This is a genomic window from Caldimonas mangrovi, from assembly GCF_023721835.1.
Classification (GTDB): Bacteria; Pseudomonadota; Gammaproteobacteria; order Burkholderiales; family Burkholderiaceae_C; genus Caldimonas; species Caldimonas mangrovi.
Window position 1 is genome coordinate 107,868 of sequence record NZ_JAMKFE010000009.1, and the last position, 21,663, is coordinate 129,530.

Genomic DNA, 21,663 nt, shown 5'->3' on the forward strand with positions numbered 1-21,663 from the left:
TTTTTGACGGGGGGTGGTCGCACTTAAGATCATCAGGGACCTGCCGAAGACCTGGGAGGCCGGTTACATCCACGTAACCGGTCGACCAGGGATGAATGAAGGCAAGAACACCCAATTCGTGACGGTTCAGGAGCTTCGGGTCGGCATGCATGTGCATCTCGATCTGGGGTGGCTCGACCATCCGTTCGCGCTGAACAGCTTTCGCATCGGCTCGCCCGACCAGATCGAGACGCTGCGCAGCCTGGGCGTGGTGCGAGTGCGCTGGGATCCGGAGCGCAGCGACACGGCGGTGCTGGCCGCCCTGACCGCCCCGCCGAAGCCCGTGTACCAGATGACGCCGGCTGAAGTGGCCGAGGCCGAGCAGCGCCGCCTGCGGCGTGAGCAGCTGGCGGCTCAGAACGCAAGCCTGGCGCAGTGTGAACGGCAGTATGCCCAGGCGAACCGCACCTTCAAGCAACTGGCCGAGCAGGTGCATGCGCAGCCGCTGGAATCGCGCGAGAAATCGCAGGCACTGATCGACGGGTTTCTCGAAGCTCTGGCCGGCAAGCACGAGACCTGCATCCGCCTGCTGACGGAGGTGGCGGGTGACCGCGCGTCTTTCCACAGCGTCAATGTCACGGTCATCTCGATGCTGCTGGGCCGCGCCGCCGGCCTGTCGGAGCAGGACCTGTCGGATCTGGGCATAGGCGCCCTGCTGCACGATATCGGCAAGGTCGACCTGCCAGATCGCGTGCGCTGGAAGGACGAGCACTTCACGGTGGCCGAGATCCAGTTCTACCAGGAGCATGTGGCGCATGGCGTGAACCTGGCGCGCAAGATGCAACTCGGCGTCGGCGCGGCGCAGGTGATCGCACAGCACCACGAACACGTCGACGGCACCGGCTTCCCGCAGCGCCTGTCGGCAGAACGCATCAGCATGCCGGCGCGCATCGTGGCGCTGGTCAACCGATACGACAACCTGTGCAACCCGCAGAACCCCGCCAAGGCGCTGACACCGCACGAAGCGCTGTCGCTGATGTTTGCGCAGATGAAATCGCGCTTCGACGCGGCGATGCTCAGCGCTTTCATCCGCATGATGGGCGTGTACCCGCCGGGCTCCGTGGTGCAGTTGACCGACGAGCGCTACGCGCTGGTGGTGTCGGTGAATTCGGCGCGTCCGTTGAAACCGCGCGTGGTGGTGCATGACGCGCGTGTGCCGCGCGAGGAGGCGCTGATCGTCGACCTCGAGGACGAACCGCAGCTCGGCATCCGCCGCAGCCTGAAGCCGCTGCAGCTGCCCAAGGCATCCCTCGACTATCTTTCGCCGCGCCAGCGGGTGTGCTACTTCTTCGAACGCGCCCGTGAAAGCGCTGCCGAGGGCGACGGGCTGGCTGCATGATTCCGGCGCAGGTGCAGCCGCTGATCGACGGCATGCTCGAAGCCGTGTGGCTGGTTGACACCATCGACCTGCGTGTCGTCGCGGCCAACCAGGCCGCGGAAATGCTGCTCGGCGTCCCCGCCGGCTCCTTGCACGGCCGCCCGGCGGTCGATCTGATCGCGACGCCCGAAGACCAGGCTTTCTGGGAGGATGCAGCCGCCGGTTTGGGCGACCGCATCCTGTCGGAAACGCTGGTGACGCATGCCGACGGCCGCAGCGTGCCGGTCGAGCGGCGCATCAGCCGGCTGTGGCTGGGGCCTGACTGGTCGGCCTATCTGGTTGCACTGCGTGATCGCAGCGAACAGCAGCAGGCCGAGGACGAGCTGGAAAAGCTCATTGCCGAGCTGCGGGCCACGCTGGAGTCGACCGCTGACGGCATTCTCGCACTCGACATGCACGGCGCCATTCGCGGCTACAACCAGCGCTTCGCCGAGCTGTGGGGGTTGCCGCGCGCGCTGCTGACCCGACGCGACGACCAGGCGGTGTATGCATGGATGCAGCATGGCGTCGTCGACCGCGAGGGCTACGAGCAGAGGCTGGCGCTGATCGCGCAATCGCCGTTGGTGGAGGCCAGCGACACCCTGGTGCTGCGCTCAGGCAAAGTGCTCGAACGCAGCACGCTGCCGCAGTACAGCCGCGGCCAGCCCATTGGCCGGGTGTATTCGTTCAGGGACATCACGCAGCGGCTCGCGAGCGAGTCGCGATTGCAGCTTGCAGCCAAGGTGTTCGAGGCCAGCCTGGACGCGATCATCGTGGCCGATGCCGCAGGCCGCGTGGTGGCGGCCAATCCGAGTTGCGAGCGGCTGATCGGCTGCTCTCGCCAATCGATGACGGGGCGCCACTTGCGCGAGCTGCTGCTGGAGCCGGACAACCGCGATGTGCTCGAGCAAGTGCGCGAGCGACTGAAGGTGCAGGGCTACTGGGAGGGCGAGCTGCGCCATTTCCAGCAGCAGGGCGTGGGCGGGCCGTGCCACGTCGCCATGGTGCGGCTGCCCGACGAGTCGGGGCGCACGTTGCACTACATTGCCTTCGTCAAGGACCTGACCGACAAGATGGCCGCCAAGCGCCGCATCGAGGAGCTGGCCTATACCGACGCGCTGACGGGCTTGCCGAACCGGCTGGTGCTCGGCGAGCGGGTCGAGTTCGCGATCGCGCTGGCCCGGCGCGACAGCCAGCCGTTCGCGGTGCTGTTCGTCGACCTCGACCGCTTCAAGCACATCAACGATTCGCTCGGGCACCTGTTCGGCGACCGTGTGCTGGTCGAGGTGGCGCACCGCATCCGAAGCTGTCTGCGCGAGGTCGACATCGTGTCGCGCCTGGGCGGCGACGAGTTCGTGCTGCTGATCCACCAGGCCGACGCCCGCGGTGCCGAGCAGGCGGCGCGCCGGGTGATCGCCGCGTTGAGCGAACCTCTGACGCTTGACGAGATGAGCTTCACGATGACGTGCAGCATCGGCATCGCGCTGTATCCGAACGACGGTGCGTCACTGAACGACCTGATCAAGAACGCGGACGCGGCCATGTACCGCGTCAAGGAACGGGGCCGGGCGAGCTTCCGCTTCTACCAGCCGCAGATGAATGTCGACCTGCTGTCGCGCATGAAGATCGACCACGCGATGCGCCAAGCGCTTGGCCGCGGCGACTTCCGGCTGCACTACCAGCCGCAGATCGACGTGCACAGTGGCGCCGTCATCGGGGCCGAGGCCTTGCTGCGGTGGCGTGACGAAGAACTCGGCGAGGTGTCTCCCGGCCGTTTCATTCCGGTGGCCGAAGAGAGCGGATTCATCGTCGCCCTCGGCGAATGGGTGCTCGGCGAGGCGGTGCAGCAGGCGGCTGCATGGCATCGCCAAGGCCTGGGACTGGTGGTGTCGATCAACGTCTCGGCGCTGCAGTTCCAGCAGGCTCATTTTGTCGAACAGGTCGCCGCTGTGATCGGGGCGGCTGGCCTGCCGCCGCGCAGCCTCGAGCTGGAGCTGACGGAGTCGATCCTGATCCAGGATGCCGACGAAGCACTGCTGAGACTGAACGCATTGGCGGCGCTCGGCGTGCGGCTTGCGATCGACGATTTCGGCACCGGCTACTCGAGCCTCGGCTACCTGAAGCGTTTCCCGATCGAGAAGCTGAAGATCGACCGCTCTTTCATCCAGGGACTGCCAGGCGACGAAAGCGATGCCGGCATCGTCCATGCGATCGTCAACCTCGCGCGAGCGCTGCACCTGACCGTGATCGCCGAAGGCGTCGAGACCGAGGCGCAGCGAGAGTTCCTGGTACAGGCCGGCTGCGACGAGTTCCAAGGTTTCCTGTTTTCCCCGGCGGTGGCCAGCACCGAACTCGAAGAAGTGCTGTGCCGGGTTTCGATGGCACCGGCACGGGAGCGATCGGAACTGCAGTTGTTGCGGTGACATGCTGCCTGAGCCCGCCGTGTGCTCACCGGGGTGCACGCGGTCCGGGTATTCCCTGGTATCGCAGGTCGCACTCGTGAATCAGCATATAAGCAATTGCTTATTTGCTGATTCAGATCATGTCCGCTGTCCCCCCATCGCTGCAGGAGCCCCAGGCGGCCCGCGTCTTCGAGCTCGCTGCCGAGCTGTTCGGCGTGTTGTCGACCCCCCTGCGGCTGCGGGTGCTGAGCGCGCTGTGCAACGAAGAAAAGACGGTTTCGCAACTGCTGGCCGAAATCGACACGACGCAGCCGAATCTCTCGCAGCACCTCACCGTGCTCTACCGCGCCGGCATTCTCGCGCGCCGCAAGGAGGGTGCTCAGGTCTACTACCGGGTGCAGAGCGAAAAGGCGGCAGCGCTGTGCCGCAGCGTCTGCACGCAGGTCGCGATCGAACTCGACGACCGGGCGCAACTGCCGTTGCAGGAACGGCTGGTCGGGAGGGTCGCGTGATGACGCAACCGGCACCGTTGAAGCGCGCGCCCGAGGGCTTTCTGACGCCCGAGCAGATCGAGGACGTGAAGGCCGGGCGCCGCAGGTTCCTGCGCGGCGCGCTCGCGGCGGCCAGTGCGGCTGCCGCCGGCGCTGCGCTGGCCGAGCCGAAGGGCGGCGACCCCCACATCGTGCAGCTGCCCGAGCACAGCATGGCGCTGGGCCAGGCGGTGGCGGCGCGGGGCTACGGCCAGCCGTCGAAGTACGAAACGAATCTCCAGCGCCGTGAGAGCCCCGGCCTCACGCGGGTGCGCCAGGCGAGCGTCAGCTTCTGCCCGCTGCAGGGACTGTTCGGCATCATCACGCCCAGCGGGTTGCATTTCGAGCGCCACCATCAGGGCTGGTGGGACATCGACCCGTCGAAGCACCGGCTGATGGTCAACGGCTCGGACCCGAAGATGCTCGAGCGCCCGATGGTGTTCACGATGGACGAGCTGATGCGGCTGCCCAGCGTGAGCCGCATCCACTTCATCGAGTGTGGTGCCAACACCGGCATGGAATGGGGCAACGTGGCGGTCCCCACGGTCCAGTACACGCACGGCATGCTCAGTTGCTGCGAGTTCACCGGCGTGCCGCTTCGCACCGTGCTCGAAATGTGCGGCGCCGACTTCAAGCGAGGGAAATTCGTGCTGGCCGAAGGCGGCGATGGCTCCAGCATGACGCGCACCATCCCGATGGAGCTGGTGATGAGTGGCGAGGTGTTGCTGGCCTACGGACAGAACGGCGAGATGCTGCGGCCCGAGAACGGCTACCCGCTGCGGCTGGTGGTGCCCGGCGTCCAGGGCGTCAGCTGGGTCAAGTACCTGCGCCGCATCGAGCTCGGCGATCAGCCTTACGCGACCAAGGACGAAGTCATGCACTACGTCGACTTGATGCCGGACGGCACGCACCGCCAGTACACATCGATCCAGGAATGCAAGAGCGTCGTCACGACGCCCTCGGGCGGACAGGTGTTGCTCGACAAGGGCTACTACAACGTCACCGGGCTGGCATGGAGCGGGCGCGGCAAGATCGTCAAGGTGGACGTCAGCTTCGACGGCGGGCGCAACTGGGCAAGCGCACGGCTGCAGACCCCGGTGTTGAGCAAATGCCTGACGCGCTTCAACATCGACTGGGCCTGGGACGGCAAGCCGGCCATCGTGCAAAGCCGCGCGACCGACGAGACCGGCTACGTGCAACCGACCTACGCGCAGTTGCGTGCCGTGCGCGGGCGCCGCTCGATCTATCACAACAACGCGATCCAGTCATGGCTGGTCGAGGAGAGCGGGGAGGTGAAGAATGTCCAGCTTTCCTAGGTGGGCGGCCTGTGCGCTGGTGTTCGCCGCCGTGGCGGCCTCGGCACAACAGCGCTTTCCCGGCATCGGCCGCAGCGCCACCGAGGCCGAGGTGCGGGCCTGGGACATCGACGTGCGAGCCGACTTCAAGGGCCTGCCGAAGGGGCAGGGCAGCGTCGCCCTCGGCCTGGAAGTATGGGAAGCGAAGTGCGCTTCGTGCCACGGCGTGTTCGGCGAATCGAACGACGTGTTCTTCCCCATCGTGGGCGGCACGACCCGGCAGGACATCGTCAGCGGCCGTGTGGCGCGGCTGGCCGATCCGGCCTACCCGCAGCGCACCACGCTGATGAAGCTGTCGACCGTCTCGTCGCTGTGGGACTACATCAACCGGGCGATGCCATGGACGGCGCCGAAGACGCTGACGACCGAGGAGGTCTACGCGGTCACTGCCTACATCCTGCATCTCGGTGACATCGTCCCGGACGATTTCGTGCTGTCCGACCGCAACATCGCCGAGGTGCAGCAGCGTCTGCCCAACCGCAACGGCATGACCACCGCCCACGCCCTGTGGCCGGGCTCGGGGCTGGGCGGCACGACACGTCCCGACGTGCAGGCCGGGGCCTGCATGAGCGGCTGCGCAGGTGAGCCCAAGCTGGCGTCCTATTTGCCCGAACACGCGCGCGACGCGCACGGCAATTTGGCGGATCAGCAACGCCGGGTCGGCCCGATGCGCGGCGCCGTCACCGTCCGGACGACCGCCGCGGCGCCGGCGGCGAGCACGAACGCCTCGCCGCTGCAACTGCTCCAGAAGAACGCGTGCCTGGCATGCCACGCCAACGACGTGAAACTGGTCGGCCCTGCGTTCAAGGAGGTGGCTGCGCGCTATGCCGGCCGGGCCGACCGGGTCGAGTACCTGGCCGGCAAGATCCGCGGCGGCGCTCAGGGCAGCTGGGGGGCCATCCCCATGCCGGCACAGACACAGCTCAGCGAGGCCGAGGCGCAGGCGCTCGCGAAGTGGATCGCAAACCTGAACAGTGAAAAATAGGCAGTATTGCGGTCCCCGGGTTTCTCGTTTGGCGGTATCGTGCCGCCTTTTCTTGCACATGTTCATCGTTGGAGGTTGATCGCTATGGGTAACCGCAGGCAGTTTCTGCACACGAGCGCCAGCACGGCGGTGCTCGGCTTGGCCGCATCGGCAGGTCTTCTGCCCACGGCTGCCCAGGCAGCGTGGAACAAGGGGGCTTTCGAGGCCAAGGGCATGGCCGAAGTGGTGAAAGCCCTTGGGGGCGCGGCACCGGTCGAGAGCAAGGACGTGCAGCTCAACGCACCCGAGATCGCCGAGAACGGCAGCGTGGTGCGGGTGGGGGCGGTCAGCAACCTGCCGGGGACGACGCAGGTCGCCATCCTGGTGGAAAAGAACCCGAACACGCTCGCCGCGCTGTTCGACGTGCCGGCCGGCACCGACCCGAACGTTGCCACCAATATCAAGATGGGGCAGTCGTCCAACGTCTACGCGCTGGTCAAGGCGGGCGACAAGTACTACTACGCCACCAAGGAAGTGAAGGTCACGCTGGGCGGCTGCGGCGGCTGAAGCCGGCGGCGGACGACGGCAAACGAAACCGAACACGAGGAGTATCGAGATGGCAGATCCCATGCGCATCCGTGCCCAGGCACAGGGCGACAAGACGACGGTGCGCGTTCTGATGGCGCACGAGATGGAAAGCGGCCAGCGCAAGGACGCGGCCGGCAAGACGATCCCTGCCTGGTTCATCCAGGACGTGACCGCTCAGCACAACGGCAAGACGGTGATGTCGGCCCAATGGGGACCGGCGGTGTCGAAGAACCCGTACCTGCAGTTCAGCTTTGCGGGCGGCAAGCCGGGCGACAAGATCACGATCACCTGGGTCGACAACAAGGGCGACAAGCGCACCGACGAAGCGACGATCGCCTGAGCGCGCACCGCCACGACAACACGAGGAGAGACCACGATGAAATGGGTAGCCCTGAGCGGTCTGTGCGCCGCCTTGCTGGTAAGCCTGCCGGCGGCGGCACAGAAGTCCGCGGCCGAAGCCATCGCCGACTATCGCGCGTCGCTGCAGGACGGCAATCCTGCCGACCTGAACGCCGCGCGCGGGGCCGAGCTGTGGCGCAAGGCACGTGGGCCAAAGAACGTTTCGCTGGAGAAGTGCGACCTGGGCAAGGGCCCTGGCGTGGTGGCGGGGGCCGCCGCGCAACTGCCGCGCCATTTCGCCGACGTGGGCGCGGTGATGGATGTCGAGTCGCGGCTGGTGCACTGCATGGTTGCGCTGCAGGGCTTCGAGCGGGACGCGCTCGTGGCCAAGCCGTATTCCGGCACGGCCGAGAAGGCCACCGACATCGAGGACCTGGTCGCGTTCATCTACGACGAATCGCGTGACGTGCAGGTCAAGGTTCCGCAGTCGCACGCCAAGGAGAAGCAGGCATACGAGCGCGGCAAGAAGATCTTCTTCTTCCGCGGCGGCCCGTACGATTTCTCGTGCGCATCCTGCCACTCGGCCGACGGCCAGCGGATTCGCCTGCAGGATCTGCCGAACCTGACGCAGAAGGCGCCGGCGCAAGCGGCGTTTGCGTCTTGGCCGGCCTATCGCGTCTCGCAAGGCGCGGTGCGCACCATGCAATGGCGGCTGTACGACTGCTTCCGCCAGCAGCGCTTTCCCGAGCTGAAGTACCTGAGCCAGGCGTCGGTGGACCTGATCACCTTCCTGGGCGTCAATGCCAATGGCGGCACGATGGCCGCGCCGGCGATCAAGCGTTGAGGAGCCGCTGATGAACAAGATTCGCATCACGATGGGCGTGTTCGCCGCGGCGGCCCTGGCCGCCGGCTGCGCTTCGATGAGCCGCGGCCCTGAAGTCACCGAGGTGCTTCAGGCTTCGTTCAAGGAGCGTGGAATCGCCAAGCTCGACCGGCTCGAGCAAAGCCCGCTGCAGAAGGCCTGCAGCGAGGCCGCAGCCGCCGGCAAGGACCTCGACAAGGCGGAGCGGGCGCAGCTGGAGAAGGCCGCGCTGGCGTCGGTGAAGTATCCGGCCGACGGGCAATACCTCGGCGACTGGAAGGAAGGCGAGAAGGTGGCGCAGAGCGGCCGCGGCCTGCAGTTCAACGACACGGCGCAGACGGTGGCTGGCGGCAACTGCTACGCCTGTCACCAGCTCAGCAAGGCCGAGATCTCGTTCGGCAACATCGGCCCCAGCCTTTACCACTACGGCAAGCTGCGCGGTGTCGCCAACCCGGTGGACCCGGCCAGCGCAGAAGTCGTCAAGTACACCTGGGGCAAGGTCTGGAACAGCCACGCCTACAACGCGTGCTCGAACATGCCTCGCTTCGGCGACGCGGGCATCCTGACCGAGTCACAGCTCAAGGACGTGATGGCGCTGCTGCTCGACCCGAAGTCGCCCGTCAACGCGCAGTAGGCGCGACCCTCGCACCGGGCGCCACGGCGCCCGGTGTCACATTCGGACCTGTGCTCCGTGGGAGACCCCCCGCATGGATTTGTCTCGCCGTGAATTCCTGAGCGTGCTCGGCGCCGCTGCGGCTGCCGGCTTCCCGCTCGGCCGCGAAGCGAACGCGGCCGAGGTCGACGCGCTGTACGACGTGCCCCGTTACGGCAACGTGCATCTGCTGCATCTGACCGACTGCCACGCGCAGCTGCTGCCAGTCTACTTTCGCGAGCCGAGCGTCAACCTCGGCGTCGGTCCGGCCAGCGGGCAGTTGCCGCACGTCGTCGGCGAAAAACTTCTGAAGCTCGCCGGCTTCGGGCGCGGCACCCGAGAAGCCTATGCCTACACCTGCCTCGACTTCGAGCGTGCCGCGCGGCAGTACGGCAAGGTCGGCGGCTTCGCGCACCTGGCGACGCTGGTCAAGCGGCTGAAAGCCGGCCGTCCCGGCGCGCTGCTGCTCGACGGCGGCGACACGTGGCAGGGTTCTGCCACGGCGTTGTGGACCGGAGCGCAGGACATGGTCGACGCCGCCAAACTGCTTGGTGTCGACGTGATGACCGGCCATTGGGAATTCACCTACGGCATCGAACGCGTCAAGCAGATCGTCGAAAAGGACTTTGCGGGCCGCATCGACTTCCTCGCCCAGAACATCAAGACGGCCGACTTCGGCGACCCGGTCTTCAAGCCCTACGCTCTCAAGCAGATGAACGGCGCGACGGTGGCCATCGTGGGCCAAGCGTTCCCGTATACGCCGATCGCCAACCCGCGGTGGCAGGTCGCCGACTGGACTTTCGGCATCCAGGAGACCGAGTTGCAGCAGGTGGTCGACCAGGCGCGCGCCGCCGGCGCCCAGGCGGTCGTGCTGCTGTCGCACAACGGCATGGACGTCGACCTCAAGCTCGCGTCGCGTGTCACCGGCATCGACGTGATTCTCGGCGGGCACACCCACGACGGCATGCCGGTGCCGGTGACCGTGAAAAACGCTGGCGGCCAGACCCTGGTGACCAACGCGGGCTCGAACGGCAAGTTCCTCGGCGTGCTCGATCTCGATGTGCAGCAAGGCCGGGTGACCGGCCTGCGCTACAAGCTGCTGCCGGTGTTCGCCGGGCTGTTGCCGGCCGACGCCGAGATGGCCGGGTACATCGCCAAGGTCCGCGCGCCGTTCGCGGCGAAGCTGGCCGAGCCGCTCGCGGTCAGCGAGGGCCTGCTGTACCGGCGCGGCAACTTCAACGGCAGCTTCGACCAGCTGATCCTTGACGCGATGATGGACGTGCGCGGCGCGCAGATCGCGTTCTCGCCGGGCTTCCGGTGGGGCACCTCGGTGCTGCCCGGCCAAGCCATCACGCGCGAGCACGTGATGGACCAGACCGCGATCACCTACCCTTGGTCGACGCTGACCGAGATGAGCGGCGAGATGATCAAGACCGTGCTGGAGGACGTGGCCGACAACCTGTTCAACCCCGACCCGTACTACCAGCAGGGCGGCGACATGGTGCGTGTCGGCGGATTGACCTACACCTGCGATCCGCTGGCGGGGGCCGGCCGGCGCATCAGCGACATGCGGCTGGGCGGGCGCCCGATCGACGCCACCAAGATCTACAAGGTGGCCGGCTGGGCACCGGTGGGCGAGGCCGCCAAGGACAGTGGCCCGCCCATCTGGGAGGTTGTCGAGGCGTGGTTGAAAGACCAGCGCACCGTTGCCCTGCGCCGGCTTAACCAGCCTCGGCTCGTGGGCATGGAGGGCAATGCGGGTTTGGCCTAGAGTGCGCCCATGCGGCGGACTCTGCTTCTCATGGTTTTCTGCACCCTGGGCGTCACAGCGTGCGCCGGGGCTCGGGTGGGGATGTCGGTGCCGATCGGCTTCGGTGGCGTCGGCGTTTCGGTCAGCTCCGACGGCCGTGTCGGCGGCTCGGTGGGCGTCGGTCGCGGTGGCACCGGGGTAGGGGTCGGCGGCACGATGTCGCTGCCGCGCAACGACAAGGATCCAGGTCGCCAGCCGCCCGCGGCACCGCTCGACACCTCGCCATGACGCCGTCCGCGGCTTCTACCGTGCCGGCTCCGATGGTTCGCTGGGCCGCGCAGGCCATGCACAAACCACATGACGTGCGAGTTACAACGGTGTTAGAGTCGCCACTCTGACTTAGGTCCTTCCCGTCCCCTTTGCTGGTTTCTGCCCTGAACCCAGATTAAAGGCGGGTCGCAATCCGCCAACCGGTCAAGCCGTGTCGCGGAAGGTTGTTCAACCAGCCAAAGTCCTGGAAACCGGGACGAAAGGTGAGCGAGATGATGCAGCAATACAGGGCGAATTCGTACCTGTTCGGGGGCAATGCTCCCTATGTCGAGGAGTTGTACGAGGCCTACCTCGACAATCCCGGGTCGGTGCCCGACAACTGGCGCGCCTACTTCGACGCCCTCCAGAACGTTCCCGCCGTCGACGGCAGCGAGTCCCGTGACGTGGCCCATGCGCCGGTCATCGAGTCGTTCGCGCAGCGTGCCAAGTCCAACGCCTTCGCGGTCAAGGCGAGCAGCACCGACCTCGCGGTCGCGCGCAAGCAGGTCCACGTTCAATCGCTGATTGCTGCCTATCGCTTCCTCGGTTCCCGCTGGGCCGACCTCGATCCGCTCAAGCGCCAGGAGCGCCCCAAGATTCCCGAGCTCGAGCCGGCGTTCTACGACCTGACTGAAAGTGACATGGACATCACTTTCAGCGCGACGAACACCTACTTCACGAAGGCCGAGCAAATGACCCTGCGCGAGATCGTGCAGGCTCTGCGTGAAACCTATTGCGGCTCGATCGGTGCCGAGTTCATGCACATCACCGACCCGGCCGAGAAGCGGTGGTGGCAGGAAAAGCTCGAAAGCGCGCGCGCCAAGCCGAGCTTCACGGTGGAGCAGAAGCGTCACATCCTTGACCGGCTGACCGCCGCGGAAGGTCTCGAGCGCTTCCTGCACACCAAATATGTCGGCCAGAAGCGCTTCTCGCTCGAAGGCGGCGAAAGCTTCATCGCGTCGATGGACGAAGTGATCCAGCGCGGCGGCAGCAAGGGCGTGCAGGAGATCGTGATCGGGATGGCCCACCGCGGCCGCCTCAACGTGCTGGTCAACACCCTCGGCAAGACGCCCAAGGGCCTGTTCTCCGAGTTCGAACATACCGCTCCCGAAGACCTGCCGGCCGGTGACGTGAAGTACCACCAGGGCTTCTCGAGCGACGTGTCGACCGCCGGCGGTCCGGTGCATCTGAGCTTGGCGTTCAACCCTTCGCACCTCGAGATCGTCAACCCGGTCGTCGAAGGCTCGGTGAAGGCCCGCCTCGACCGCCGCGGTGACGTCGAAGGCGACCAGGTCCTGCCGGTGCTGGTGCATGGCGATGCGGCCTTTGCAGGCCAGGGTGTCGTGATGGAAACGCTGGCGCTCGCGCAGACGCGCGGCTACTACACCGGCGGCACCGTCCACCTGGTCATCAACAACCAGATCGGCTTCACGACCTCCGACCCGCGCGACAGCCGCTCGACGCTGTACTGCACCGACGTCGTCAAGATGATCGAAGCGCCGGTGCTGCACGTGAACGGCGACGACCCCGAAGCCGTGGTGTTCGCGACGCAGCTCGCGCTCGATTACCGCCAGGAGTTCAACAAGGACGTCGTCGTCGACATCGTCTGCTTCCGCAAGCTGGGTCACAACGAGCAGGACACGCCTGCACTGACGCAGCCGCTGATGTACAAGAAGATCAGCCAGCATCCCGGCACCCGCAAGCTGTACGCCGACAAGCTGGTGGCGCAGGGCGCCCTGAGCCCTGAAGCGCCGGACGAGATGGCCAAAGCCTATCGCGCCGCGATGGACGCCGGCAAGCACACCGTCGATCCGGTGCTGACCAACTACAAGAGCAAGTACGCCGTCGACTGGGCGCCTTTCCTGGGCAAGAAGTGGACGGACGCGGCGGACACCGCGCTGCCGCTGGCCGAGGTCAAGCGTCTGGCCGAACGCATCACCACCATCCCGAGCAGCTTCAAGCTGCATCCGCTGGTCGAGAAGGTGATCGCCGACCGCGCTGCGATGGGCCGCGGGGAGATCAACGTCGACTGGGGCATGGGCGAGCACCTCGCCTACGCGTCGCTGGTCGCCAGCGGCTACCCGGTGCGCCTGTCGGGTGAAGACTGCGGGCGCGGTACCTTCGTGCACCGCCATGCCGTGCTGCACGACCAGAAACGCGAGAAGTGGGACGAAGGCACCTACATCCCGCTGCAGAACGTGGCAGACAATCAGGCCCCGTTCGTCGTGATCGACTCCATCCTGTCCGAAGAGGCGGTGCTCGGTTTCGAGTACGGCTACGCGTCCGCCGATCCGAACACCCTGGTGATCTGGGAAGCGCAGTTCGGCGACTTCGCCAACGGCGCGCAGGTCGTGATCGACCAGTTCATCGCCTCGGGCGAGGTGAAGTGGGGCCGTGCCAACGGCATCACGCTGATGCTGCCGCACGGCTACGAAGGTCAGGGCCCGGAGCACTCGTCGGCGCGTCTCGAGCGCTTCATGCAGCTCGCGGCCGACAACAACATGCAGGTGGTGCAGCCCACCACGGCCAGCCAGATCTTCCACGTGCTGCGCCGCCAGCAGGTGCGCATGTTCCGCAAGCCGCTGGTCATCATGACGCCCAAGTCGCTGCTGCGGAACAAGGACGCGACCTCGCCGCTGACCGAGTTCACGAAGGGCGAATTCCGTACCGTGATCGGCGAACTGAACGCCGAGATCGATGCCGCCAAGGTGAAACGCGTGGTCGCCTGCTCCGGCAAGGTCTACTACGACCTGATCAAGAAGCGCGAAGAGAAGAAGTCGACCGACGTCGCGATCGTGCGCGTCGAGCAGCTCTACCCCTTCCCGCACAAGGCCTTCGCCGCAGAGCTGAAGAAGTACCCGAACCTGACCGAACTCGTGTGGTGCCAGGACGAGCCGCAGAACCAGGGCGCCTGGTTCTTCGTGCAGCACTACATCCACGAGAACATGTCCGAAGGCCAGAAGCTCGGCTACGCCGGGCGCCCGGCTTCGGCCTCGCCGGCCGTCGGCTACGCCCACCTGCACCAGGAGCAGCAGAAGGCGCTGCTCGACCAGGCGTTCGGCAAGCTCAAGGGCTTCATCCTCACCAAGTAGCACCCGTCTGTCGTCGCAAGCGCCGCGCGCTGCGACGACTGTGCGCATGCGGCCGGCGCGCGTGCCGGCCGCTGCGTGGCAAAGAACATCGAAAGACAAGACATGGCAATCGTAGAAGTCAAGGTTCCGCAGCTCTCCGAGTCGGTGGCCGAAGCCACCCTGCTGCAATGGAAGAAGAAGGCCGGTGAAGCGGTCGCGATCGACGAAATCCTGATCGAGATCGAGACCGACAAGGTCGTGCTCGAAGTGCCGGCGCCGTCGGCCGGCGTGCTGACCGAGCTCGTCGTCGCTGACGGCGGCACGGTCGTCTCCGACCAGCTCATCGCGAAGATCGATACCGAAGCCTCCGCCGGCGCTGCCGCTGCGGCGCCGGCTCCTGCGGCAGCTGCCGCACCTGCACCTGCACCAGTTGCTGCTGCCGCCGCCCCGGCCAGCACGTCGAAATCCGACGTCGCGATGCCCGCCGCCGCGAAGTTGATGGCCGACAACAAGCTGCCGGCCGGGTCCGTTGCCGGCACCGGCAAGGACGGTCGCGTCACCAAGGGCGACGTGCTCGGCGCGATAGAGGCCGGCGTCAAGCCTGCCGCCGCGCCTGCGCCGGCGCCCGCCGCCGCGAAGCCGCTGCCGGCCGTGGCTGCGCCGGTGGCGCAGAACCTGGGGGATCGTCCCGAGCAACGCGTGCCGATGAGCCGCCTGCGCGCGCGCATTGCCGAGCGCCTGGTGCAGTCGCAATCGACCAACGCCATCCTGACCACGTTCAACGAAGTGAACATGGCGCCGCTGATGGAGATGCGCAAGAAGTTCCAGGAGAAGTTCGAGAAGGAACACGGCGTCAAGCTCGGCTTCATGAGCTTCTTCGTGAAGGCGGCGGTGCACGCCCTGAAGAAGTACCCGGTCCTGAACGCTTCGGTCGACGGCAACGACATCGTCTACCACGGCTACTTCGACATCGGCATCGCCGTCGGCTCGCCGCGCGGCCTGGTCGTGCCCATCCTGCGCAACTGCGACCAGATGACCTTCGCCGAGATCGAGAAGAAGATCGCCGAGTTCGGCCAGAAGGCCAAGGACGGCAAGCTGGGCCTCGAGGAACTCTCCGGCGGCACGTTTTCGATCTCCAACGGCGGCGTGTTCGGCTCGATGCTGTCGACGCCCATCATCAACCCGCCGCAGTCGGCCATCCTCGGCGTGCATGCCACCAAGGACCGCGCCGTGGTCGAGAACGGCCAGGTCGTGGTGCGTCCGATCAACTACCTCGCGATGTCTTACGACCACCGCATCATCGACGGCCGCGAAGCCGTGCTGGGCCTGGTGGCGATGAAAGAAGCGCTGGAAGACCCGGCCCGCCTGCTGTTCGACATCTGAGCCGGGGGAACACGATGAGCAACAAGCAATTCGACGTCGTCGTCATCGGCGGCGGCCCCGGTGGCTACATCGCGGCGATCCGCGCGGCACAGCTGGGCTTCAACACGGCCTGCATCGACGACTGGAAGAACGGCAAGGGCGGTCCGGCACCGGGCGGCACCTGCACCAACGTCGGCTGCATCCCGTCCAAGGCGCTGCTGCAATCTTCAGAGCACTTCGAGCACGCCGGCCACCACTTCGCCGACCACGGCATCTCGCTGTCCAACCTGTCGATGGACGTCGCCAAGATGCTGGGCCGCAAGGACACCGTCGTGAAACAGAACAACGACGGCATCCTGTATCTGTTCAAGAAGAACAAGGTCACGTTCTTCCATGGCCGCGGCTCGTTCGTCAAGGCTGGCGGTGCGGGCTACGAGATCAAGGTCAGCGGCGCGAACGAGGAAGCGATCGAAGCCAGGCACGTGATCGTCGCCACCGGGTCCAACGCACGTGCGCTGCCCGGCGCACCGTTCGACGAGGAAAACGTTCTTTCGAACGACGGCGCGCTGCGCATCCCCGAGGTCCCGAAGAAGCTGGGGGTCATCGGCTCCGGCGTCATCGGTCTCGAAATGGGCTCGGTGTGGCGCCGCCTGGGCGCCGACGTGACGGTGCTGGAGGCGCTGCCGGCGTTCCTCGGCGCCGTCGACGAACAGATCGCCAAGGAAGCGCAGAAGGTCTTCACGAAGCAGGGCCTCAAGATCCAGCTCGGTGTGAAGATCAGCGAGGTCAAGAACGGCAAGAAGGGCGTCAGCGTCAGCTACACCGACGCCAAGGGCGAAGCGCAGACGCTGGACGTCGACAAGCTGATCGTCTCGATCGGCCGCGTGCCGAACACGACCGGCCTGAACCCCGACGCCGTCGGTCTGAAGCTCGACGAGCGCGGCGCCATCGTCGTCGACGACGAATGTCGCACGAACCTGCCGAACGTCTGGGCCGTGGGCGACGTCGTGCGCGGCCCGATGCTCGCGCACAAGGCCGAGGAGGAGGGGGTGGCGGTGGCCGAGCGTATTGCCGGTCAGCATGGACACGTCAACTTCAACACCATCCCGTGGGTGATCTACACCAGCCCGGAGATCGCCTGGGTCGGCCAGACCGAACAGCAGCTCAAGGCGGCCGGGCGGGCCTACAAGGCCGGTACCTTCCCGTTCATGGCCAATGGCCGAGCCCGTGCACTGGGCGACACGACCGGCATGGTGAAGTTCCTGGCCGATGCGAAGACCGACGAAATTCTCGGTGTGCACATCATCGGTCCGTATGCGTCCGAACTGATCGCCGAGAGCGTCGTCGCGATGGAGTTCAAGGCCAGCGCCGAGGACATCGCCCGGATCTGCCATGCCCACCCGTCGCTGAGCGAAGCCACGAAAGAGGCAGCGCTGGCGGTGGACAAGCGCACGCTGAACTTCTGATGACCAGACGGTGCTGACGAATCAGGGCGACTTCACCGTCGCCCTTTTTCTTGAGATGCGAGGCGGATGTTGACGGTCACCGAGCTGTACGAGCAGATGCTGAAGGCGCGCGGCTACCGCAGCGACCCGGCACAGCAACGCGCCATCGAGGCGCTGCAGCGCTGCTACGAAGAATGGCTGGATTACAAGGCCCGCCGTTCCAATGCGATCACCAAGCTGCTGCGGCACCCGCCGCTGCCTCGCGGCGTCTACATGTACGGCGGGGTGGGGCGCGGCAAGAGCTTCCTGATGGACTGCTTCTTCAACGCCGTGCCGCTGCAGCGCAAGACACGTCTGCACTTCCATGAGTTCATGCGTGAAGTGCACCGGGAACTCGCAGACCTCAAGGGCACCGTCAACCCGCTCGACGAACTCGGCAAGCGTATCGCGCGCAAGCACCGGCTGATCTGCTTCGACGAGTTCCACGTGGCCGACGTGACCGACGCGATGATCCTGCATCGGCTGCTGAAGGCATTGTTCGACAACCGCGTCAGCATCGTCACGACCTCGAATTTCCACCCGGACGAGCTGTATCCCCACGGCCTGCATCGAGACCGCATCCTGCCGGCGATCGAGCTGCTGAAGGACGGACTGGAGATCATCAACGTCGACAACGGCACCGACTACCGCCGCCGCACGCTGGAGCAGGTCACGCTGTACCACACGCCGCTCGGCACGGCCGCGGATGCGGCGATGGAGCAGGCTTTCGAGCAGCTGGCCGAGGTGCGCGACGATGACCCGGTGCTGCACATCGAGCACCGCGAGATCCACGCGCGCCGCCGAGCCGGCGGCGTCGTGTGGTTCGACTTCCAGACGCTGTGCGGCGGTCCGCGTTCGCAGAACGACTACCTGGAGCTGGCGACCCAGTTCCACACGCTGCTGCTGTCCAACGTGCCGCGCATGCCGCCGCGGCTGGCGTCGGAGGCACGGCGTTTCACCTGGCTGGTCGACGTGCTCTACGATCGCCGCGTCAAGCTGATCATGTCGTCCGAGGTGCCGGCCGAACAGCTCTACACCGAAGGCCCGCTCGCGCACGAGTTCCCGCGCACCGTCTCGCGCCTGCACGAGATGCAGTCGAAGGAGTTCCTGTCGGAAGCCAAGCGCGACGTCGATACGCGCTTGACCTGAGCCACTTCAGTTGCTCAGCAGCTCCACGCGCACGATCGCAAGCGACAGGTTGTCGCCGCCGCCGCGGGCCCGTTGCCGCGCCTTGCTGACGAGCATTTCGCTCGCATCGCGCGGCGGCAGTGTGTTCACGATGGCGCCCAGCTCGCGTGGACTGAAGTAGTGCCACAGGCCGTCGCTGCACGCCATCACGGTGTCGCCGATCTCGAGCCGGTCGATGTGGTGGAGGGTCAGCGGCGGATCCTGGAAGGTGCCGAGGCAGCCTGTCAGCAAGTTGGACTGGGGGTGCACATTGGCCTCGTCCTCGGTGATCTGGCCTTCCTCGACCAAGCGCTGCACATAGGAGTGGTCCTTCGTGCGGGTGACCATCTCGGCGCCGCGAAAGTGGTACACGCGCGAATCACCGGCGTGGATCACCTCGCATTCTCGGTTGGGGTTGATCAAAAAGGCAGCCACCGTGCTGTGCGGCTCCTCTTCTGCGGTGATCGCCGTCAGCTTGATCATCAGGTGCGATTCGAGCACCAGCTGTTTCAGCGTCTCGGTCGGTTCATCGATCGACGGAGCGTAACGGTCGAACAGCTGCTTCGCTGTCAGAACCACCTGGTCCGAGGCCTTGCGCCCGCCGCTCTTGCCGCCCATGCCGTCGGCGACCACGGCCATCACGCAGCCCGGCACGCGCGGGTGTGCCAGCACCTCGACCTGGTCCTGCTGGTACATGCGGTCACCGCGGTGTATGCCGGTGGCCGCCGTCAGGCGATAACCCTTCGAAACTTTGGAGGGGGCGTTCATGAGCATTCCCCGCTGCGCCCGGCGAGGGGAGGTCCGGGTGGCGAGAACCGGAGATGGCCGAATGGCGCCGTGAAGCCGGCTTTGCCGGTTCGCCGGCACCGCCCCCTCGAGGGGGTGCACGAAGTGCGTAGGGGGTGGTTCATTTCATGCCCATGAAGATGGACCAAAACTATAATCGACGCCACCCCCTGTTCCGCCCCCTCGGATTCCCGCCCGGGGCCCGCGCGGTTCCTCACCCACCGGCTTCCATGGACGAAAACCTGCATTCCCCGCAGCGGCGCCTGATCGAGCTGCGCATGGAGCACGCCGACCTAGACTGCCTCATCGACCAGACCGAAGGCCAGCGCCCGCTGGACGAACTGTCATTGCGGCGCCTGAAGAAGCGGCGCCTGCTGCTGCGCGACCAGATCGCGCGCCTGGAGGCGCAACTGAACCCGCAAGAGCCTGCATGAGCGCCGCCCGGCCGTCCGAAGGCGCGAGATCCCTCTCGGAGGGACAGGCGCAAAGCGCCCAGGGTGTCCCGACCAGCGCCGCCCGGCCGTCCGAAGGCGCGAGATCCCTCTCGGAGGGACAGGCGCAAAGCGCCCAGGGTGTTCCGACCAGCGCCGCCCGGCCGTCCGACGGCCCGCTGGTCCAGGCGGTCCTGGAGGCATTTTCGGCCGACGGCGCGCTGGCGCACGCCGACCCTGGCTACCGAGAGCGCGGCCAGCAGACCGAACTGGCCCGCGAGATCTCCCGGGCCGTCGAAGGCCGACGCCCGATCGTCGCCGAGGCCGGTACCGGCGTGGGCAAGACCTACGCCTACCTTGTGCCGGCGCTGTTGGCCGACGGGCGGGTGCTGGTGAGCACGGCCACCAAGAGCTTGCAGGATCAGCTGTTCCTGCGCGACCTGCCTCACGTGCGCGACGCGTTGCAGATGCCCGTGCAGCTGGCGCTGCTGAAGGGGCGCGGCAGCTACCTCTGCGTGCACCGGCTGCAGCAGGCCAGACAGTCTGCGATGCTGCCTGATCGCTTCGCCGTGCGCACGCTCGCCAAGATCGAGCAATGGTCGCAATCGACGCGCAGCGGCGACCTCGCGGAGCTCGAGGGGCTGGATGACCGCTCGCCTGTCATCCCACTGGTCACGTCGTCACGCGACAACTGTCTCGGCTCCGAGTGTCCCAGTTATCGAAACTGCCATGTGATGAAGGCCCGGCGAGACGCGCTCGCGGCCGACGTCGTGGTCGTCAACCACCACCTCTTCTTCGCCGATCTGGCCCTGCGCGAGACCGGCATGGCGGAGCTGCTGCCGAACGTCGACGTGGTCATCTTCGACGAAGCGCACCAACTGGCCGAAGCCGGCGTGCAGTTTCTCGGCGCGACCCTCGGCACGGCGCAGGTGATCGACTTCGGCCGCGACATGCTGGCGGCGGGCCTCCAGCATGCCCGCGGGCTTGCGCCATGGTCGGACTTGGCCGGCGCCTGCGATCGCGCGGCGCGAGATCTGCGGCTGTCGGCTGCCGGCCCATTGCGCGACGTGCGCGGCATTGTCAAGCTGCGCTGGCAGGAACGCGCCGGGCGTCCAGAGTTTACTGACGGCTTGCAATCGCTGGCCGGTCAACTCCGGGAGGCGTCTGCCGCGCTCGAACGGGTCAGCGAGACAGCTCCCGACTTCCCCAAGCTGCAAGAGCGCGCCGACCAGTTGGTAGGCCGCGCAAGCGCCTTCCTGAAGGACGCACCCACCGGCTCGGTGCGCTGGATCGACATCAGCCCGCAGCAGGCACGGTTGGTCGAGTCACCGCTGGACATACGCGAGACCATGCGCGAGCAGATCGAGGCCCAGCCCAAGGCCTGGGTGTTCACCTCGGCGACGCTGGGCGACGACGAGAGGCTGAGCTGGTTCACCGAGCCGACGGGGCTGGACGACGCGCAGACGCTGCGCGTCGGCAGCCCTTTCGACTACCCGGAGCACGCGCGCGTCTATGTACCGCGCACCTTCCCGAAGCCGAACGAGCCGGGGCATCCGCGTGCAGTCGCCGCGTTGGCCGCCCGCCTGGCAGGAGCGCTCGGTGGGCGCACCTTCGTGCTGACGACCACCCTGCGCGCGCTGCAGCAGATCGGCGACCAGCTGCGTGAACGCTTCGAGGCCGAAGGCCAGCCGATCGACGTACTGGTGCAGGGCGCAGCGCCGAAGCGGCAGTTGATGCAGCGCTTTCTGGAGCAGCATGCCCCGGCTCACGCGGTGCATCTGAGCGCATGGCCCGGCGTTCCAGTGATCGCCGACGCTCAGCGCCGCGGTGCGGTGCTGGTCGGGTCCCAGACCTTCTGGGAAGGCATCGACGTGCCGGGCGATGCGCTGCAATGTGTCGTGATCGACAAACTGCCGTTTCCGCCACCGAACGACCCGCTGGTCGAGGCGCGGGTGAAGCGGCTGGAGAGCGAGGGCCGCAATGCGTTCAACGAGTATTTCGTCGCCGAGGCGGCGGTGGCATTGAAGCAGGGGGCGGGGCGGCTGATACGCACCGAGAGCGACCGCGGCCTGCTCGTGGTTTGCGATCCGCGCATGGTGGGCATGGGCTATGGCCGCCGCCTGCTCGCGGCCTTGCCGCCGATGCAACGCCTCGCTTCGGAGGACGAGGCGCTCGAGTGGCTTACCCGATTGCGCGAAGACGCTGCTTGAAACCG

18 protein-coding genes are annotated in these 21,663 nt (G+C 66.6%); 17 read left to right on the forward strand and 1 reads right to left on the reverse strand.

All coding sequences use genetic code 11. The features are described 5' to 3' along the window. The first annotated feature begins 91 nt into the window (after positions 1-91). The 15 genes from M8A51_RS15760 (at position 92) to zapE (ending at position 18,213) form a co-directional block, all read left to right on the forward strand. Positions 92-1,378 carry an HD-GYP domain-containing protein gene (locus tag M8A51_RS15760; protein WP_251779431.1) on the forward strand — a complete coding sequence of 429 codons (1,287 nt, stop codon included), beginning with the start codon at positions 92-94 and terminating at the stop codon, positions 1,376-1,378. Continuing rightward, on the forward strand, positions 1,375-3,819 hold the full coding sequence (locus M8A51_RS15765) for a sensor domain-containing protein (protein ID WP_251779432.1): 2,445 nt from the start codon (positions 1,375-1,377) through the stop codon (positions 3,817-3,819). Before M8A51_RS15760 ends, M8A51_RS15765 begins: the two co-directional genes overlap by 4 nt. A 119-nt stretch (positions 3,820-3,938) precedes the next feature. Next, a complete protein-coding gene (locus M8A51_RS15770; RefSeq protein ID WP_251779433.1) occupies positions 3,939-4,310 on the forward strand; it encodes an ArsR/SmtB family transcription factor in 372 nt (123 codons plus the stop codon). Next, on the forward strand, positions 4,310-5,644 hold the full coding sequence (soxC, locus tag M8A51_RS15775) for a sulfite dehydrogenase (protein ID WP_251779434.1): 1,335 nt from the start codon (positions 4,310-4,312) through the stop codon (positions 5,642-5,644). Before M8A51_RS15770 ends, soxC begins: the two co-directional genes overlap by 1 nt. Beyond that, a complete protein-coding gene (locus M8A51_RS15780) occupies positions 5,628-6,668 on the forward strand; it encodes a c-type cytochrome (protein ID WP_251779435.1) in 1,041 nt (346 codons plus the stop codon). Before soxC ends, M8A51_RS15780 begins: the two co-directional genes overlap by 17 nt. 84 nt (positions 6,669-6,752) lie before the next feature. Further along, the gene (gene soxY, locus M8A51_RS15785; protein WP_251779436.1) at positions 6,753-7,214 is read left to right on the forward strand and encodes a thiosulfate oxidation carrier protein SoxY; all 462 of its coding nucleotides are present in this window, start codon (positions 6,753-6,755) and stop codon (positions 7,212-7,214) included. A gap of 49 nt (positions 7,215-7,263) precedes the next feature. Next, positions 7,264-7,575, forward strand: a complete 312-nt coding sequence (soxZ, locus tag M8A51_RS15790; RefSeq protein ID WP_251779437.1) for a thiosulfate oxidation carrier complex protein SoxZ — start codon at positions 7,264-7,266, stop codon at positions 7,573-7,575. Positions 7,576-7,611: 36 nt separating this feature from the next. Next, positions 7,612-8,418: a sulfur oxidation c-type cytochrome SoxA gene (gene soxA, locus M8A51_RS15795; protein ID WP_251779438.1), complete on the forward strand. Its 807-nt coding sequence runs from the start codon at positions 7,612-7,614 to the stop codon at positions 8,416-8,418. Between the two features lie 10 nt (positions 8,419-8,428). Continuing rightward, positions 8,429-9,070, forward strand: a complete 642-nt coding sequence (gene soxX / locus M8A51_RS15800) for a sulfur oxidation c-type cytochrome SoxX (RefSeq protein ID WP_251779439.1) — start codon at positions 8,429-8,431, stop codon at positions 9,068-9,070. 73 nt (positions 9,071-9,143) lie between these two features. Continuing rightward, entirely contained in the window at positions 9,144-10,859 is a 1,716-nt protein-coding gene (soxB, locus tag M8A51_RS15805) for a thiosulfohydrolase SoxB (protein WP_251779440.1), read from the forward strand. A gap of 30 nt (positions 10,860-10,889) precedes the next feature. Next, a complete protein-coding gene (locus M8A51_RS15810; RefSeq protein ID WP_251779441.1) occupies positions 10,890-11,126 on the forward strand; it encodes a hypothetical protein in 237 nt (78 codons plus the stop codon). A gap of 254 nt (positions 11,127-11,380) precedes the next feature. Further along, a complete protein-coding gene (locus M8A51_RS15815) occupies positions 11,381-14,239 on the forward strand; it encodes a 2-oxoglutarate dehydrogenase E1 component (RefSeq protein WP_251779442.1) in 2,859 nt (952 codons plus the stop codon). Positions 14,240-14,341: 102 nt separating this feature from the next. Beyond that, positions 14,342-15,601: a 2-oxoglutarate dehydrogenase complex dihydrolipoyllysine-residue succinyltransferase gene (gene odhB, locus M8A51_RS15820; protein ID WP_251779444.1), complete on the forward strand. Its 1,260-nt coding sequence runs from the start codon at positions 14,342-14,344 to the stop codon at positions 15,599-15,601. Positions 15,602-15,615: 14 nt separating this feature from the next. After that, entirely contained in the window at positions 15,616-17,046 is a 1,431-nt protein-coding gene (lpdA, locus tag M8A51_RS15825; RefSeq protein ID WP_251779445.1) for a dihydrolipoyl dehydrogenase, read from the forward strand. Between the two features lie 66 nt (positions 17,047-17,112). Further along, positions 17,113-18,213: a cell division protein ZapE gene (gene zapE / locus M8A51_RS15830; RefSeq protein ID WP_407062243.1), complete on the forward strand. Its 1,101-nt coding sequence runs from the start codon at positions 17,113-17,115 to the stop codon at positions 18,211-18,213. Between the two features lie 6 nt (positions 18,214-18,219). Here zapE and M8A51_RS15835 read toward each other — a convergent pair whose 3' ends face one another. Next, positions 18,220-19,005: a PP2C family protein-serine/threonine phosphatase gene (locus M8A51_RS15835; protein ID WP_407062244.1), complete on the reverse strand. Its 786-nt coding sequence runs from the start codon at positions 19,003-19,005 to the stop codon at positions 18,220-18,222. Between the two features lie 242 nt (positions 19,006-19,247). Between M8A51_RS15835 and M8A51_RS15840 the strand changes: the two genes are divergently transcribed. Together M8A51_RS15840 and M8A51_RS15845 are read left to right on the forward strand one after the other, a co-directional pair. Continuing rightward, positions 19,248-19,451 carry a YdcH family protein gene (locus tag M8A51_RS15840; RefSeq protein ID WP_251779447.1) on the forward strand — a complete coding sequence of 68 codons (204 nt, stop codon included), beginning with the start codon at positions 19,248-19,250 and terminating at the stop codon, positions 19,449-19,451. After that, on the forward strand, positions 19,448-21,658 hold the full coding sequence (locus tag M8A51_RS15845; protein ID WP_251779448.1) for an ATP-dependent DNA helicase: 2,211 nt from the start codon (positions 19,448-19,450) through the stop codon (positions 21,656-21,658). Before M8A51_RS15840 ends, M8A51_RS15845 begins: the two co-directional genes overlap by 4 nt. Positions 21,659-21,663: the final 5 nt, after the last annotated feature.